Raw genomic sequence first — 14,131 nt, 5'->3', positions numbered from 1 at the left:
GTTTATCCATATCTAGTTGGTGGCACCGGCGGCCATCGACGATTGACGCAATGTTCAAATTCACATCCTGATTGGTGCTGCATGAGGCCGGACGGTTAATTGTCCAAGCCCCAGAAAAGCATTCGGCGCTGTGTTCACAGCGCCGCCTGTATTACTTGATCAGCCCGACCCGCGAGAAGTTCGGCAGGTGGCTGAGCTTGGGTTCCGGCCAACTCATCCAGACCGCGAAGGCTTTGCCGACGATATTCTCGTCGGGCACCATGCCCAGCAGGTCCTTGGGAATATTGGGATCGTCCCAGTAACGGCTATCGTTGGAGTTGTCGCGGTTGTCGCCCATCATGAAGTAGTGCCCGGCAGGCACTTTCCACTCGCCATCAGGCATCGCGCGGTAGCGGCTCATTTCCTTGCGAATTTGGTGCTCTACCGTACCGAGTTTTTCCTGGTACAGCTCGGCGCTTCCCAGGGTATTCGGCTCGGCGCCCAGCAGCTTCTCGGCCACTGATTCACCGTTGATCAACAGGCGCTTGTCGCTGGTGTAGCGCACCACGTCGCCCGGCAGGCCGACGACACGCTTGATGTAGTTGACGTTCGGGTCGCTTGGGTAGCGGAACACCATCACATCGCCGCGCTGCGGGTCACCGACCGGGATGACTTTCTTGTCGATCACCGGCAGGCGAATTCCGTAGGAAAACTTGTTCACCAAGATGAAGTCGCCCACGTCCAGGGTCGGTTTCATCGACCCCGAAGGGATCTGGAACGGCTCTACAAGAAACGAGCGCAGCACCAGCACGATGAACAACACCGGGAAGAACGACTTGCCGTATTCAACCAGCAAGGGCTCTTTGTTGAGCTTCTCGACCACCACCGCATCGGGCTGGCTGACGCTGCCCTGATAGGAAGCGATGGCTGCCCGCCGACGCGGGGCGAAGAACACCAGATCGAGCAACGCCAGGAAACCACAGACGGCAACGGCGATGACCAGCAACAGCGGGAAATTTAGTGACATAGGACCTAACTATCCAACCTGAGCACCGCAAGGAAGGCTTCTTGTGGAATTTCCACGTTGCCCACTTGCTTCATGCGTTTTTTACCGGCCTTTTGCTTCTCAAGCAGCTTGCGCTTACGGCTTACGTCACCGCCGTAGCATTTGGCCAGTACGTTCTTTCTGAGAGCCTTGACGGAGGTCCGCGCAATGATCTGCCCGCCAATGGCGGCCTGGATCGCGACGTCGAACATCTGGCGCGGAATCAGTTCTTTCATCTTCTCGGTCAACTGGCGACCTTTGTAGTGCGCGTTGTCCTTGTGCACGATCAGTGCCAGGGCATCGACCTTGTCGCCGTTGATCAACACATCCAGTTTCACCAGATTAGCCGATTGATAACGGTCGAAATGGTAATCCAGCGAAGCATAGCCGCGGCTGGTGGATTTGAGACGGTCGAAGAAGTCCAGGACCACTTCGTTCATCGGCAAGTCGTAGGTCACTTGCACCTGGGTACCGAGGAACAGCATGTCGTGCTGTACGCCACGCTTTTCGATACACAAGGTAATCACGTTGCCCAGGTGTTCCTGTGGCACAAGGATATTGGCGCGCACAATCGGTTCGCGCATGTCTTCGATGGAAGACAGGTCTGGAAGCTTGGACGGGTTGTCGACGTAAATCGTTTCACCGGTTTTCAGCGCCAGCTCAAAAATAACGGTCGGTGCCGTGGTGATCAGATCCAGGTCGTATTCGCGCTCGAGGCGCTCCTGGATGATTTCCATGTGCAGCATGCCGAGGAAGCCGCAGCGGAAGCCGAAGCCCAGGGCATCGGAGCTTTCCGGGGTGTACTGCAGCGACGAATCGTTGAGGGTCAGCTTCTGCAAGGCTTCGCGGAAGTCTTCGAAGTCATCCGAGCTGACCGGGAACAGGCCGGCATAGACTTGCGGCTGGATGCGCTTGAAGCCCGGCAGTACGTCGACGTCCGGGGTGGAGCTGAGGGTCAGGGTGTCACCCACCGGCGCACCGTGGATGTCCTTGATACCGGCGATGATGAAGCCTACTTCACCGGCTTTCAGATCAGTAGTGGCGGTGTGCTTGGGGTTGAACACACCGACACTGTCCACCAGGTGGATCTTGCCGGTGGACTTGACCAGGATCTTGTCGCCCTTCTTTACACGGCCATGGCGCACGCGGACCAGGGAGACAACCCCCAGGTAGTTGTCGAACCATGAGTCGATGATCAACGCTTGCAGCGGATCTTCGTAGTTGCCGGTTGGCGCGGGAATGGTCTTGACCAGGCGCTCGAGCACTTCGTCGACGCCCAGGCCGGTCTTGGCGCTGCACTCGACGGCGTCGGTGGCGTCAATGCCGATGATTTTCTCGATTTCTTCCTTGACGCGGTCCGGATCGGCCTGGGGCAGGTCGATTTTGTTCAGCACCGGCATGACCTCCAGGCCCTGCTCGATGGCGGTGTAGCAGTTGGCCACGGACTGGGCTTCAACGCCCTGCCCCGCGTCCACTACCAGTAATGCGCCTTCGCAGGCTGCCAGGGAGCGGCTGACTTCATAGGTGAAGTCGACGTGGCCTGGGGTGTCAATGAAATTCAGCTGGTACTTGATACCGTCTTTGGCGGTGTAGTACAGCGTCACGCTGTGGGCCTTGATGGTGATCCCGCGCTCGCGCTCAAGATCCATGGAGTCCAGGACCTGGGCTTCCATTTCACGCTCGGCAAGGCCGCCGCACATCTGGATAAACCGATCGGCCAGCGTCGACTTGCCATGGTCAATGTGGGCGATGATGGAGAAATTGCGGATATGACTCAAATCACTCACGGATCAACACTCAAAAAGGCTGCAGGCAGATTGCCCGCTGAAAAATAGCCGGGAATTGTACCTGATGCTCAGGCCAGGCGTCATCTTTGGTGACCAGAACAAAAATGCCCCACTCATGGGAGCGGGGCATTTTTTGTGCATAAGCGCGACGTCAACCGGCCCGGCGCAGCAGCCAGAACCCGGCCACGGTACAGATGGCCGTCGGCACCAGCACCGCAAACAGCGGCGAGAAACCGAACACCAGGCTCGAGGGGCCGAGCAAATCCTGGGCGATGCGGAAGGTAAAGCCCACCAGCACGCCGGTGAATACGCGCTGGCCCAGGGTCACGGAGCGCAACGGTCCGAAGATAAAGGAGATCGCCATCAACACCAGCGCGGCGGTAACCACCGGCTGCAGCACCTTGACCCAGAACGCCAGCCAGTAGCGGCCATTGTTCAGGCCCTGGTCCTTGAGGTAATGGATATAGCTCCACAAACCGGAGATCGGCAGGGCTTCCGGGACCATGACCACCGTGTTGAGCAATTCGGGCTTAAGGGCGATATCCCATTGCTCGGTCGGCACGTTGATCACTTCGGTGCTGGACTTGGTGCCCTGGCCCACATTACGGAAGTAGGTGGTGGTGACATCGCTCAATTGCCATTGCTCGGCACTGTACTGCGCGCGCTTGGCAAAGCTGGAGGACAGCATGTGCCGCTCTTTATCGAACGTGTAGCGGGTCACCCCGATCAGCAGGCCGCCCGGCTGCACGGCGTTGATATGGATGAACTCATCACCCTGGCGGTGCCACAGGCCATGCTTGGCGCTTTGTGCATCGCCCGACCCTTGGGCCAGGGCACGATTGGCCTGGGCGGTGGCTTCCGCCGGAGGCGCAACGTATTCGCCGATCAGCACGCTGCACGCCATCAGCAGCAGCATCGGCTTCATCACCGCCCAGACGATACGACCAATGGAGACGCCGGCGGCGCGCATAATGGTCAGTTCGCTGTTGCTGGCCAGGGTGCCCAGGCCGATCAGGCAACCGATCAGCGCGGCCATCGGCATCATGTCGTAGAGACGACGCGGCGCAGTCAGTGCAACGTAGCTCAGTACATCTGTGACCGTGTAGGTGTCGGTGACGTTGCCCACTTCATCAATGAAGGCGAACAACAAGGCCAGGCCGAGGATGATGCCCAATACCGCCAGGATGGCGATCAGTACGCTGCTGCCAATGTAGCGATCAAGCTTAGCCACGAGCCAACTCCTTCAGGCCACGACGGCTCTTCATTTTCAAACGGATAGGTTCCCAGTAGAGCAGCCCCAGGCCGATCACCAGGAAAACCCCATGCACCCACCACAGGCCCAGCACCGGCGGCACCTTGCCTTTTTCCAGGGAACCACGAGCGGAAATCAGGATAGTCAGATAGGCCATGTACAGCAGGATCGCCGGCAGCAGCTTGAGGAAACGCCCCTGGCGCGGGTTGACGCGCGACAGCGGCACGGCCATTAAGGTCACGATAAACACCAGCAGCGGCAGGGAGATGCGCCATTGCAGCTCGGCGATGGAGCGCAGCTCCTGGCTGCCGATCAGCGATGAGGTCGGCAGCGCGTCGCGGTCGGTGACCTCGTCGCTGATCTCGGGCTTGGGCAGCATGACGCCGTAGGTGTCGTACTTGATCGCCCGATAGTCCGCCAGGCCGGGGCTGCCGTCGTAGCGATAGCCATTTTCCAGGATCAGGTAGCGGTTGCCGTCGGGGCGCACTTCCTGGCGCCCGCTGTCGGCCACCAGGATCGAAATGCCACGGTCCTTCTGATTCTGGCCGAGGTTTTTCTGGGAGATGAACACGCCGCCGAGGTTGGAACGGTCATCGGTCATGGTTTCGGTATAGGTCACCCGCGTGCCGTCGTTGAGCGCCTGGAAGCGGCCGGGCTCGAGGGTGTCGAACTCGGTCATCGCATCCTGTTTGTTCAGCAGCAGCTGGAACTGCATGGCGCCCTGGGGCGCCAGGCTCATGCTCAACCAGGCCACCACCAGGGCAACGCCGGCGGCCGGCACCATGGTCATGGCCAGCAGGCGCTGCTGGCTCATGCCGGTGGCCGACAGCACGGTCATTTCACTCTCGAGGTACAGCCGGCCGTAGGCCAGCAGTATGCCGAGAAACAGCCCGAGCGGCAGGATCAGCTGCAGCATGCCGGGCATCCGGTAGCCCATGATCAGGAACAGTGAACCTGGATCGAGGGCGCCAGCGGCGGCCTGGGCCAGGAACTTGACGAAACGACCACTCATGATGATGACCAGCAACACCGCACTCACGGCACTCAGGGTCAACAGGACTTCGCGGGACAGATAACGGAAGACGATCAAACCAGACACTCCAGGGTTGTCAGGCTAAGGCGGCCAAACAAGCAAGCATACCGAGTCAGCCCGTTTGCGCGGGCCGGCTAAAAAGATGGGGCATTATCCTGTGATTGTTCGCGCCTGTCACTGAGCTTACTCACGCGCACGCACAAAGCGTGCGCCAAGGGTTGTCAGGCTCCGCCGGCGAGGTTCAAACTGCGGCCTTTGTCGCGGGCGGCTTACAACGCCGCCAAGCTTTAAAGCCTGGGTACAAACGCCAGGCTCACCGACCTTATAAGGGACCCGAAAATGGAATTGGTTGTAAAAAGCGTTAGCCCCGAAACGTTGAAAACCGCCACCCTCGTGGTCGCTGTCGGCGAAGGCCGCAAACTTGGCGTCGCCGCCAAGCAACTGGACGAACTGAGCGGCGGCGCGATCAGCGCGGTGCTCAAGCGCGGCGACCTGGCCGGCAAGGTCGGCCAGAGCCTGCTGTTGCAGAGTCTGCCGAACCTCAAGGCTGATCGCGTTTTGCTGGTGGGCGTGGGCAAGGATGCCGAATTGGGCGACCGTCCCTTCCGCAAGATCGTCAGCGGCATCCTCAGCACCCTCAAGGGCCTGGGCGGCACCGATGCGGTACTGGCACTCGATGAAATCATCGTCAAGGGCCGTGACAGCTACGGCAAGACCCGCCTGCTGGCCGAAAGCCTGGTGGACGGCGGCTATACCTTCGACCAGTTCAAGAGCCAGAAGGCCGAACCCCGTGCGCTGAAGAAGATCACCCTGCTGACCATCAAGGCCGCCCAGGCTGAAGTCGAGCGCGCCGTGACCCACGCCCAGGCGATTGCCAAGGGCATGTCGTTCACCCGCGACCTGGGCAACCTGCCGCCGAACATTTGCCACCCGACGTTCCTCGGCGAACAGGCCAAGGCGCTGGGCAAGGAGTTCAAGGGCCTGAAAGTCGAAGTGCTCGACGAGAAGAAGATCAAGGAACTGGGCATGGGCTCGTTCTATGCCGTGGGCCAGGGCAGCGATCAGCCGCCACGCCTGATCGTGATGCAATATAACGGCGCCAAGAAGTCCGAGAAGCCCTATGCGCTGGTGGGTAAAGGCATTACTTTCGACACCGGCGGCATCAGCCTCAAGCCGGGTGCCGGCATGGACGAGATGAAGTACGACATGGGCGGCGCCGCCAGCGTGTTCGGCACCCTGCGTGCCGTGCTGGAACTCAAGCTGCCGGTCAACCTGGTGTGCATCCTGGCGTGCGCCGAGAACATGCCGAGCGGCGGCGCAGCCCGCCCAGGCGATATCGTCACGACCATGAGCGGCCAGACCGTGGAAATCCTCAACACCGACGCTGAAGGCCGCCTGGTGCTGTGCGATGCCCTGACCTATGCCGAACGCTTCAAGCCACAAGCCGTGATCGACATCGCTACCCTGACCGGTGCCTGCATCGTTGCCCTGGGCTCCCACACCTCGGGCCTGCTGGGCAACAATGACGAGCTGATCGAGCAACTGCTCAGCGCCGGCAAGGCCGCCGATGACCGTGCCTGGCAACTGCCGCTGTTCGATGAGTACCAGGAACAGCTGGACAGCCCGTTCGCCGACATCGCCAACATTGGTGGCCCGAAAGCCGGCACCATCACGGCGGCCTGCTTCCTGTCGCGCTTTGCCAAGAACTTCAACTGGGCGCACCTGGACATTGCCGGCACGGCCTGGACCAGCGGCGGCAAGGACAAGGGCGCCACTGGTCGTCCAGTACCGCTGCTGACCCAGTACCTGCTGGATCGCGCCAAAGCCTAAGCGCCCCCGGCCCTTCTGTAGGAGCGAGCTTGCTTGCTCCTACAGAAGGGCCAGCATCAGGAACTGCAATGACCCAAGTCGACTTCTATATATTGCCCAGCGCGGATCCCCTCGCTCGCCTGGACTTTGCCTGCAAACTCACCGAAAAAGCCTGGCGCATGGGCCACCGCATCTACTTGCATTGCAGCGATGCCGCCCAGCGTGAGGAGCTGGATGCGCGCCTGTGGCGCTTCAAGGGCGAAAGCTTCGTTCCCCACGGCCCCGCCGAAACCGAACCCGAGAGCCTGGTTGTCCTGGGTTTGGGCGACAGTTGCGGCAATCACCAGGACCTGCTGGTCAACCTCGACCTGAAAGTACCTGCCTTTGCCAAGGCGTTTGCCCGCGTGGCGGAAGTGGTGGTGGAAGACCCGGCTATTCGTCAGGCCGCGCGGGAGAGTTTCCGTTTCTATCGCGAACAGGGCTATTCTTTGCAGGATCACCGGCTACAACGACTTTGAGCACACGATGGACACTCCCAACCCGCTGAAAAAAGACGACCACCTGCTGGACGATCTCGAGTCGATCCGCCAGTTGCTGGGCGATGACAACCTGCAGCCGCCGCTGCTGACCGACACGGTCGATGGCGAGGTACAGATTCCGCTGCTGTTCGATATGGTCAGTGGCAAGCCTGCCGCGCCGGAACCTGTGACTGCAGAACCCGCTCCCGCCGCAGAAAAAGCCCCCGACGCCCTGCTGCTGCACCTGGACAACGAACTGCGCGCTGCCGCGCAATTGATCATGCAGGATGTGATTGACGACTTTGCGCCGCACATTGAAGCCGAGATCAAGCGTCGGATGGATGCGCGGATGGAGCGGTTGCTCAGCCAATACCAAAACTGAACGTGGCCCTTCATTTCTGTGGGAGCTGGCTTGCCTGCGATGGCGGCGCATCAGTCGCCGAAGATGCTGACTGAAACACCGCCATCGCAGGCAAGCCAGCTCCCACATTAATTCTGCATCGGCCTTAAACCGTCTTCACCTCGCCCTCGCCCCTATCCCCCGTTATACTTGCCGGCTTTCCTGAATAAATGCCAACTAGGGTCCCGCCGCGCATGGATAAGACCTATCAGCCCCACGCTATCGAAACTTCCTGGTACAACACCTGGGAGTCCGAGAACTATTTCGCCCCACAAGGTGCCGGCGATTCCTACACCATCATGATTCCGCCACCGAACGTCACTGGCAGCCTGCACATGGGCCATGGCTTCAACAATGCGATCATGGATGCGTTGATCCGTTTCCGCCGTATGCAGGGTCGCGACACCCTGTGGCAGCCGGGCACCGACCACGCCGGTATCGCCACCCAGATGCTGGTGGAACGTCAACTCGAAGCCACCGGCCAGAATCGTCACGACCTGGGCCGCGAGAAATTCCTCGAAAAAGTCTGGGAATGGAAAGACCAGTCCGGCGGCAATATCAGCCGTCAGATCCGTCGCCTGGGCTCGTCCGTAGACTGGAGCCGCGAGCGCTTCACCATGGACGACGGCCTGTCGGAAGCCGTGAAGGAAGCCTTTGTACGCCTGCATGAAGACGGCCTGATCTACCGCGGCAAGCGCCTGGTCAACTGGGACACCAAGCTGCACACGGCCATTTCCGACCTCGAAGTGGAAAACCACGACGAGAAAGGTTTCCTGTGGAACCTGAAATACCCGCTGGCTGACGGTGCCAAGACCGCCGAAGGCAACGACTACCTGATCGTCGCCACCACGCGTCCGGAAACCATGCTGGGCGACGCCGCCGTCGCGGTTAATCCAAACGACGAGCGCTACCAGGCGCTGATCGGCAAGTTCGTCGAGCTACCGCTGGTTGGCCGTCGCATCCCGATCATCGCGGATGATTACTGCGACCCTGAGTTCGGCACCGGCTGCGTGAAAATCACCCCGGCCCACGATTTCAACGACTATGAAGTCGGCAAGCGCCACAACCTGCCGCTGCTGAACATCTTCGACAAGAATGCCGCCGTGTTGCCGGCCTGCCAGGTGTTCAACCTGGACGGTACGCTGAACGACAGCATCGACGGCAAGATCCCGGCCGAATACGCCGGTCTCGACCGCTTCGAAGCGCGCAAGCAGATCGTTGCCGCGTTCGACGCTGCCGGGTTGCTGGTCAGCGTTGACGACCACGGCCTGAAAGTGCCGAAGGGCGACCGCTCCGGCACCGTGATCGAGCCGTGGCTGACCGACCAGTGGTACGTGTCCACCAAGCCGCTGGCCGAGCCTGCGATTGCCGCCGTGGAAGATGGCCGCATCCAGTTCGTGCCTAAACAGTACGAAAACATGTACTTCTCGTGGATGCGTGACATCCAGGATTGGTGCATCAGCCGCCAGCTGTGGTGGGGCCACCGCATCCCGGCCTGGTACGACGAGTCGGGCAAGGTTTACGTTGGCCGCGACGAAGCCGAGGTACGTGCGAAGAACAACCTGGGTCCGGACGTTGCCTTGCAACAGGACAACGACGTCCTGGACACCTGGTTCAGCTCGGGCCTGTGGACCTTCTCCACCCTGGGCTGGCCGCAGCAGACCGAGTTCCTGAAGAAATTCCACTCCACCGACGTGCTGGTCACCGGTTTCGATATCATTTTCTTCTGGGTTGCCCGGATGATCATGCTCACCATGCACCTGGTGAAGAACGAAGACGGCACCCCGCAGGTACCGTTCAAGACCGTGTACGTGCACGGCCTGGTACGCGATGGCCAGGGCCAGAAGATGTCCAAGTCCAAGGGCAACGTCCTGGACCCATTGGACATCATCGACGGCATCGACCTGGAAACCCTGGTGCAGAAACGCACCTCGGGCCTGATGCAGCCGAAGCTGGCGAAAAAGATCGAGAAGCAGACCCGCGACGAGTTCGCGGATGGCATCGCCAGTTACGGCACCGACGCCCTGCGCTTCACCTTCTGCTCTCTGGCCTCTACCGGTCGCGACATCAAATTCGACATGGGGCGCGTCGAAGGCTATCGCAACTTCTGCAACAAGATTTGGAACGCGGCGCGCTACGTGCTGGACAAGGGCGAAGACTGCGGCCAGAACGGCGAAGCCTATGAACTGAGCCTGGCCGACCGCTGGATCATTTCGCAGTTGCAGCGCACCGAAGCCGAAGTGACCCGCCAGCTCGACCAGTTCCGTTTCGACCTGGCCGCACAGGCCCTGTACGAGTTCATCTGGAACCAGTATTGCGACTGGTACCTGGAACTGTCCAAGCCCGTGCTGTGGGACGAAAACGCACCGGTCGAACGCCAGCGCGGCACCCGTCGCACCCTGGTGCGCGTGCTGGAAGTGGCGTTGCGCCTGGCGCACCCGTTCATGCCGTTCATCACCGAAGAAATCTGGCAGCGCCTGGCGCCGCTGGCCGGTCTCGAAGGCAAGACCATCATGCTGCAACCTTGGCCGGTGGCCAATGAAGCACGCATCGATGCGGCCGCCGAAAGCGATATCGAATGGCTCAAGACCCTGATGCTCGGCACGCGCAATATCCGCGCCGAGATGAACATCGGCCCGGGCAAGCCATTGGCGGTGTTCGTCAAGAACGCCAGCGCCGAAGATCAGCGTCGCCTCAGCGAGAACGACGCGCTGCTCAAGAAGTTGGCGAAGCTGGAGTCGATCACCCTATTGGCTGCCGATGCCGAAGCGCCGCTGTCCGCCACCGCGTTGGTCGGCGACATGGAAGTGCTGGTGCCGATGGCTGGCCTGATCGACAAGGGCGCGGAACTGGCCCGTCTCGACAAGGAAATCGCCCGCCTGCAAGGCGAAGTGCAGCGCGTGGGCGGCAAGCTGTCCAACGCGGCGTTCGTCGACAAGGCACCGGCGGAAGTGATCGACAAGGAACGCGCCAAGTTGGCCGAGGCTGAACAGGCCTTGGGCAAGCTGGCCGAGCAACATGCGCGGATCTCCAGCCTGTAAGGTTTGACTCGCGTGAAAAAAGAGACCTCCGGGTCTCTTTTTTTTGCCCCCTCCCACATTTGACCGGGTTGAGCTCAGGATGTGTGACAATGGCCGCCACTTTGAGCCAACACCAGAATCAACATGACCGCCCCCACTACGCCTAAACCTTCGCGCAAGAAGCCCAAATCCGCTACCCCGGCCAAGCCCGTGGCTCCGCGCAAAGAGGCTACCCTGCACCCGCGCAACCGCCACACAGGCCGTTACGACTTCCCGGCGCTGATCAAGACCACGCCAGAGCTGGCGCAATTCGTGGTCATCAATCCCTATGGCAAGGAGAGCATCGACTTTGCCAGCCCGGATGCGGTGCGGGTATTCAACCGGGCCTTGCTCAAGTCGTTCTATGGCATCGAGCATTGGGACATCCCGGCCGATTACCTGTGCCCGCCAGTGCCGGGGCGTGCCGACTATGTACATTTTCTGGCCGACCTGCTGGCCAGCGTCAACGACGGCAAGATCCCGCGCGGCTCCATCGTCAAGGTGCTGGACATCGGCATGGGCGCCAATTGCGTCTACCCGCTGATTGGCTATATGGAGTACCGCTGGAACTTCCTGGGCTCGGAAGTCGACCCTATCGCCGTGGCCGCCGCCAAGGCCATTGTGCAATCCAACGACCTGAGCAAGGTCATCCAGCTGCGCCAACAGCCCAACCCCAAGCAGATCCTGCTGGGCTTGCTGGAACCGGGTGAGCGCTTTGACCTGACCATGTGCAACCCGCCGTTCCATGCGTCCATGGACGAAGCCACCAAGGGCAGCGAGCGCAAGTGGCGTGCCCTGGGCAAGGCCGATCCGAAACGCAAGTTGCCAGTGCTCAACTTCGGTGGCCAATCGGCCGAGCTGTGGTGTGAAGGCGGCGAAGCGCGCTTTGTGACGCAGTTGATCGCCGAAAGTGCGCATTTTGCCCACAAGGTGTTGTGGTTCAGCACCCTGGTGTCAAAAGCGTCAAACCTGCCTGCGATCCAGACCGCACTGAAAAAAACCGGCGTGCTGGAAAGCCAGGTGGTGGAGATGTCTCAGGGGCAGAAGCAAAGCCGGTTTGTGGCGTGGACGTTCCAGACCAAGAATGAGCAGCAGATCTGGCGCCAGCGCTGGGTCCGCTGACGCCAATCTGTAGGAGCGAGAAACAAAACCGCAGGCAACAAAAAACCGTGCCCGGATCACTCCGGAGCACGGTTTTTTTTACTGCGTCTTACTTGTTAACAGCGTCGGTCAGGCCTTTAGCCACAACCAGCTTGATAACTTTCTTGGCAGCGATTTCGATGGCAGCGCCAGTCGAAGGGTTACGGCCAGTACGGGCAGGACGCTCGGTCACTTTCAGCTTGCCAATGCCTGGCAGAGTGATTTCGCCGCCGTTTTCCAGCTGATCAGCAACGATCTGGCCCAGTTGGTCCAGAGCAGCACGCGCGGTGGTTTTTGGCGCGTCGATAGCTTCAGCGATATCAGCGATCAGTTGGTCTTTAGTCAAAGCCATTGTGGTGTTCCTTCCCTATCAAATTCATATGGATTGCAGAGTGCAGTGTCAGCCGTCGAGCCCGACCGTCATGGCCTGGCGTCCCCGGCCATAACCACGGAGATCGGGGTTATAGATGCTTGAAACGGGGATTGGTTCGACCTGACAAATGCTGAATGCACGCTTAACGCCGAGACTTGGCGTAAGACCGGGCAAAACTAGCACAGAGACGGGGAAATATCCGCCTCAACATACCCATTTGGTCAGCTTTATCGCTCTAAACCGTGAAAAAAAGGCATATACCCGGTCGGACGCGAGGCAAAATGCCCTTCGCGGCACGTCTTGACCAATGGGTGCGGTACACTGGGCGACTTTTCGGGGAGGCCAACCGCTCCCCCTTCAACCAGCCGAGAAGCCTATGCCGATCCGTCATTGCATCGTCCACCTGATCGACAAAAAACCCGACGGCACACCCGCAGTTCTCCACGCCCGCGACTCGGAGCTGTCCGAGTCGGCCGCCATCGAGAACATGCTTGCCGACCTCAACGAGAGCTACAACGCCAAACAAGGCAAGGCCTGGGGTTTCTTCCATGCCGAGTCCGGCGCGCACCCGTTCAGCGGCTGGTTGAAGGAATACTTTGACGGTGGCCAGGATTTCACCACTTTCAGCCGCACCGCCGTGGAGCACCTGCAGAAGCTGATGGAGGAATCCAACCTCTCCACCGGCGGCCATGTGCTGTTTGCCCATTACCAGCAAGGCATGACCGACTACCTGGCGATCGCCCTGCTGCACCACAGCGAAGGCGTGGCGGTGACCGACGAGTTGGACGTGACCCCCTCGCGTCACCTGGACCTGGGCCAATTGCACCTGGCGGCACGCATCAACGTCTCCGAGTGGCAGAACAACAAGCAGTCCAAGCAATACATCTCCTTTATCAAAGGCAAGAACGGCAAGAAAGTTTCGGAGTACTTCCGCGACTTTATCGGCTGCCAGGAAGGCGTCGACGGCCCCGGCGAAACCCGCACCCTGCTCAAGGCGTTCAGTGACTTCGTCGAAAGCGAAGACCTGCCTGACGAATCCGCCCGGGAAAAGACCAAGACCCTGGTGGACTACGCCAGCAGCCAGGCCAAGCTCGGCGAGCCCATGGGCCTGGAAGAACTCTCCGGCTTGATCGATGAAGATCGGCCAAAAGCGTTCTACGACCATATCCGCAACAAGGACTACGGCCTGTCGCCGGAAATCCCGGCGGACAAACGCACCCTCAACCAGTTCCGCCGTTTCACCGGGCGTGCCGAAGGCTTGTCCATCAGCTTTGAAGCACACCTGCTGGGCGACAAGATCGAGTACGACGAAGCTGCCGGCACCTTGATCATCAAGGGCCTGCCGACCCAACTGACCGACCAGCTCAAGCGCCGTAACTGATGCTGGGCGGGGTCTTCAAGAAAGTCCTGCTGGTATTGCTGGTGGTGGTGGTGATCCAGAACTGGGGCAAGGTCGAGCGGCTGTTCAACCCGTCCCAGGTGGTTTCGGAGCAGGTACGCGCCTCGGCGCGTGTGGTGCTGTATTCCACGCAGTGGTGCGGGTACTGCAAACAGATCCGGCGTTTTCTGGACCAGAAGGGTATCCCGTACCAAGCGCTGGATATCGAGAAAAACGCCCAGGCGCGCAAGGCGTATGAGGCGCTGGGCGGCGGTGGGATTCCGTTTGTGGATGTGAACGGCACGTTGATTCGCGATTACAACCCTGAGGCGATCATGGCTGCATTGAAGTAACACGC

The 14,131-nt window shown here is 60.2% G+C and carries 12 protein-coding genes; 7 read left to right on the top strand and 5 right to left on the bottom strand.

Annotation, left to right across the window (positions count from 1 at the left end):
• Positions 1 to 151: 151 nt before the first annotated feature.
• The 4 genes from lepB to lptF all read right to left on the bottom strand — a co-directional run bounded on the left by lepB (position 152) and on the right by lptF (position 5,153).
• Positions 152 to 1,006, bottom strand: a complete 855-nt coding sequence (gene lepB / locus TU73_RS16120) for a signal peptidase I (protein WP_057013050.1) — start codon at positions 1,004 to 1,006, stop codon at positions 152 to 154.
• Between the two features lie 5 nt (positions 1,007 to 1,011).
• Positions 1,012 to 2,811 (bottom strand): translation elongation factor 4, encoded by a 1,800-nt coding sequence (gene lepA, locus TU73_RS16115; protein WP_003210439.1) that lies wholly within the window; start codon positions 2,809 to 2,811, stop codon positions 1,012 to 1,014.
• 151 nt (positions 2,812 to 2,962) lie between these two features.
• Positions 2,963 to 4,042, bottom strand: a complete 1,080-nt coding sequence (gene lptG / locus TU73_RS16110; RefSeq protein WP_057013049.1) for an LPS export ABC transporter permease LptG — start codon at positions 4,040 to 4,042, stop codon at positions 2,963 to 2,965.
• The gene (gene lptF, locus TU73_RS16105) at positions 4,035 to 5,153 is read right to left on the bottom strand and encodes an LPS export ABC transporter permease LptF (protein WP_057013048.1); all 1,119 of its coding nucleotides are present in this window, start codon (positions 5,151 to 5,153) and stop codon (positions 4,035 to 4,037) included. Before lptF ends, lptG begins: the two co-directional genes overlap by 8 nt.
• A gap of 282 nt (positions 5,154 to 5,435) precedes the next feature.
• Here lptF and TU73_RS16100 point away from each other — a divergent pair, with 282 nt between their 5' ends.
• The 5 genes from TU73_RS16100 (at position 5,436) to rlmF (ending at position 12,004) form a co-directional block, all read left to right on the top strand.
• Positions 5,436 to 6,926: a leucyl aminopeptidase gene (locus TU73_RS16100; RefSeq protein WP_057013047.1), complete on the top strand. Its 1,491-nt coding sequence runs from the start codon at positions 5,436 to 5,438 to the stop codon at positions 6,924 to 6,926.
• Positions 6,927 to 6,994: 68 nt separating this feature from the next.
• The gene (locus tag TU73_RS16095; RefSeq protein WP_057013046.1) at positions 6,995 to 7,423 is read left to right on the top strand and encodes a DNA polymerase III subunit chi; all 429 of its coding nucleotides are present in this window, start codon (positions 6,995 to 6,997) and stop codon (positions 7,421 to 7,423) included.
• A 7-nt stretch (positions 7,424 to 7,430) separates the two neighbouring features.
• Positions 7,431 to 7,805 (top strand): hypothetical protein, encoded by a 375-nt coding sequence (locus tag TU73_RS16090; RefSeq protein ID WP_057013045.1) that lies wholly within the window; start codon positions 7,431 to 7,433, stop codon positions 7,803 to 7,805.
• Between the two features lie 212 nt (positions 7,806 to 8,017).
• Entirely contained in the window at positions 8,018 to 10,864 is a 2,847-nt protein-coding gene (locus TU73_RS16085; protein WP_057013044.1) for a valine--tRNA ligase, read from the top strand.
• A 123-nt stretch (positions 10,865 to 10,987) separates the two neighbouring features.
• The gene (gene rlmF, locus TU73_RS16080; RefSeq protein ID WP_057013043.1) at positions 10,988 to 12,004 is read left to right on the top strand and encodes a 23S rRNA (adenine(1618)-N(6))-methyltransferase RlmF; all 1,017 of its coding nucleotides are present in this window, start codon (positions 10,988 to 10,990) and stop codon (positions 12,002 to 12,004) included.
• 88 nt (positions 12,005 to 12,092) lie between these two features.
• Here the strand turns inward: rlmF and TU73_RS16075 are convergent, their stop codons facing one another.
• Positions 12,093 to 12,374, bottom strand: a complete 282-nt coding sequence (locus TU73_RS16075) for an HU family DNA-binding protein (protein ID WP_005785131.1) — start codon at positions 12,372 to 12,374, stop codon at positions 12,093 to 12,095.
• A 397-nt stretch (positions 12,375 to 12,771) separates the two neighbouring features.
• On the opposite strand from TU73_RS16075, the gene yejK reads away from it, so the two are divergent.
• Together yejK and TU73_RS16065 are read left to right on the top strand one after the other, a co-directional pair.
• Positions 12,772 to 13,776 carry a nucleoid-associated protein YejK gene (yejK, locus tag TU73_RS16070; RefSeq protein ID WP_003171997.1) on the top strand — a complete coding sequence of 335 codons (1,005 nt, stop codon included), beginning with the start codon at positions 12,772 to 12,774 and terminating at the stop codon, positions 13,774 to 13,776.
• Entirely contained in the window at positions 13,776 to 14,126 is a 351-nt protein-coding gene (locus TU73_RS16065) for a glutaredoxin family protein (protein WP_057013042.1), read from the top strand. The genes yejK and TU73_RS16065 overlap by 1 nt, the downstream gene beginning before the upstream one ends.
• The last annotated feature ends 5 nt before the right edge of the window (positions 14,127 to 14,131 follow it).

It is taken from the genome of Pseudomonas libanensis (assembly GCF_001439685.1).
GTDB lineage: Bacteria > Pseudomonadota > Gammaproteobacteria > Pseudomonadales > Pseudomonadaceae > Aquipseudomonas > Aquipseudomonas libanensis.
Note: the sequence above shows the minus strand (reverse complement) of the source record. Positions and strands in the feature narration are given on the sequence as shown.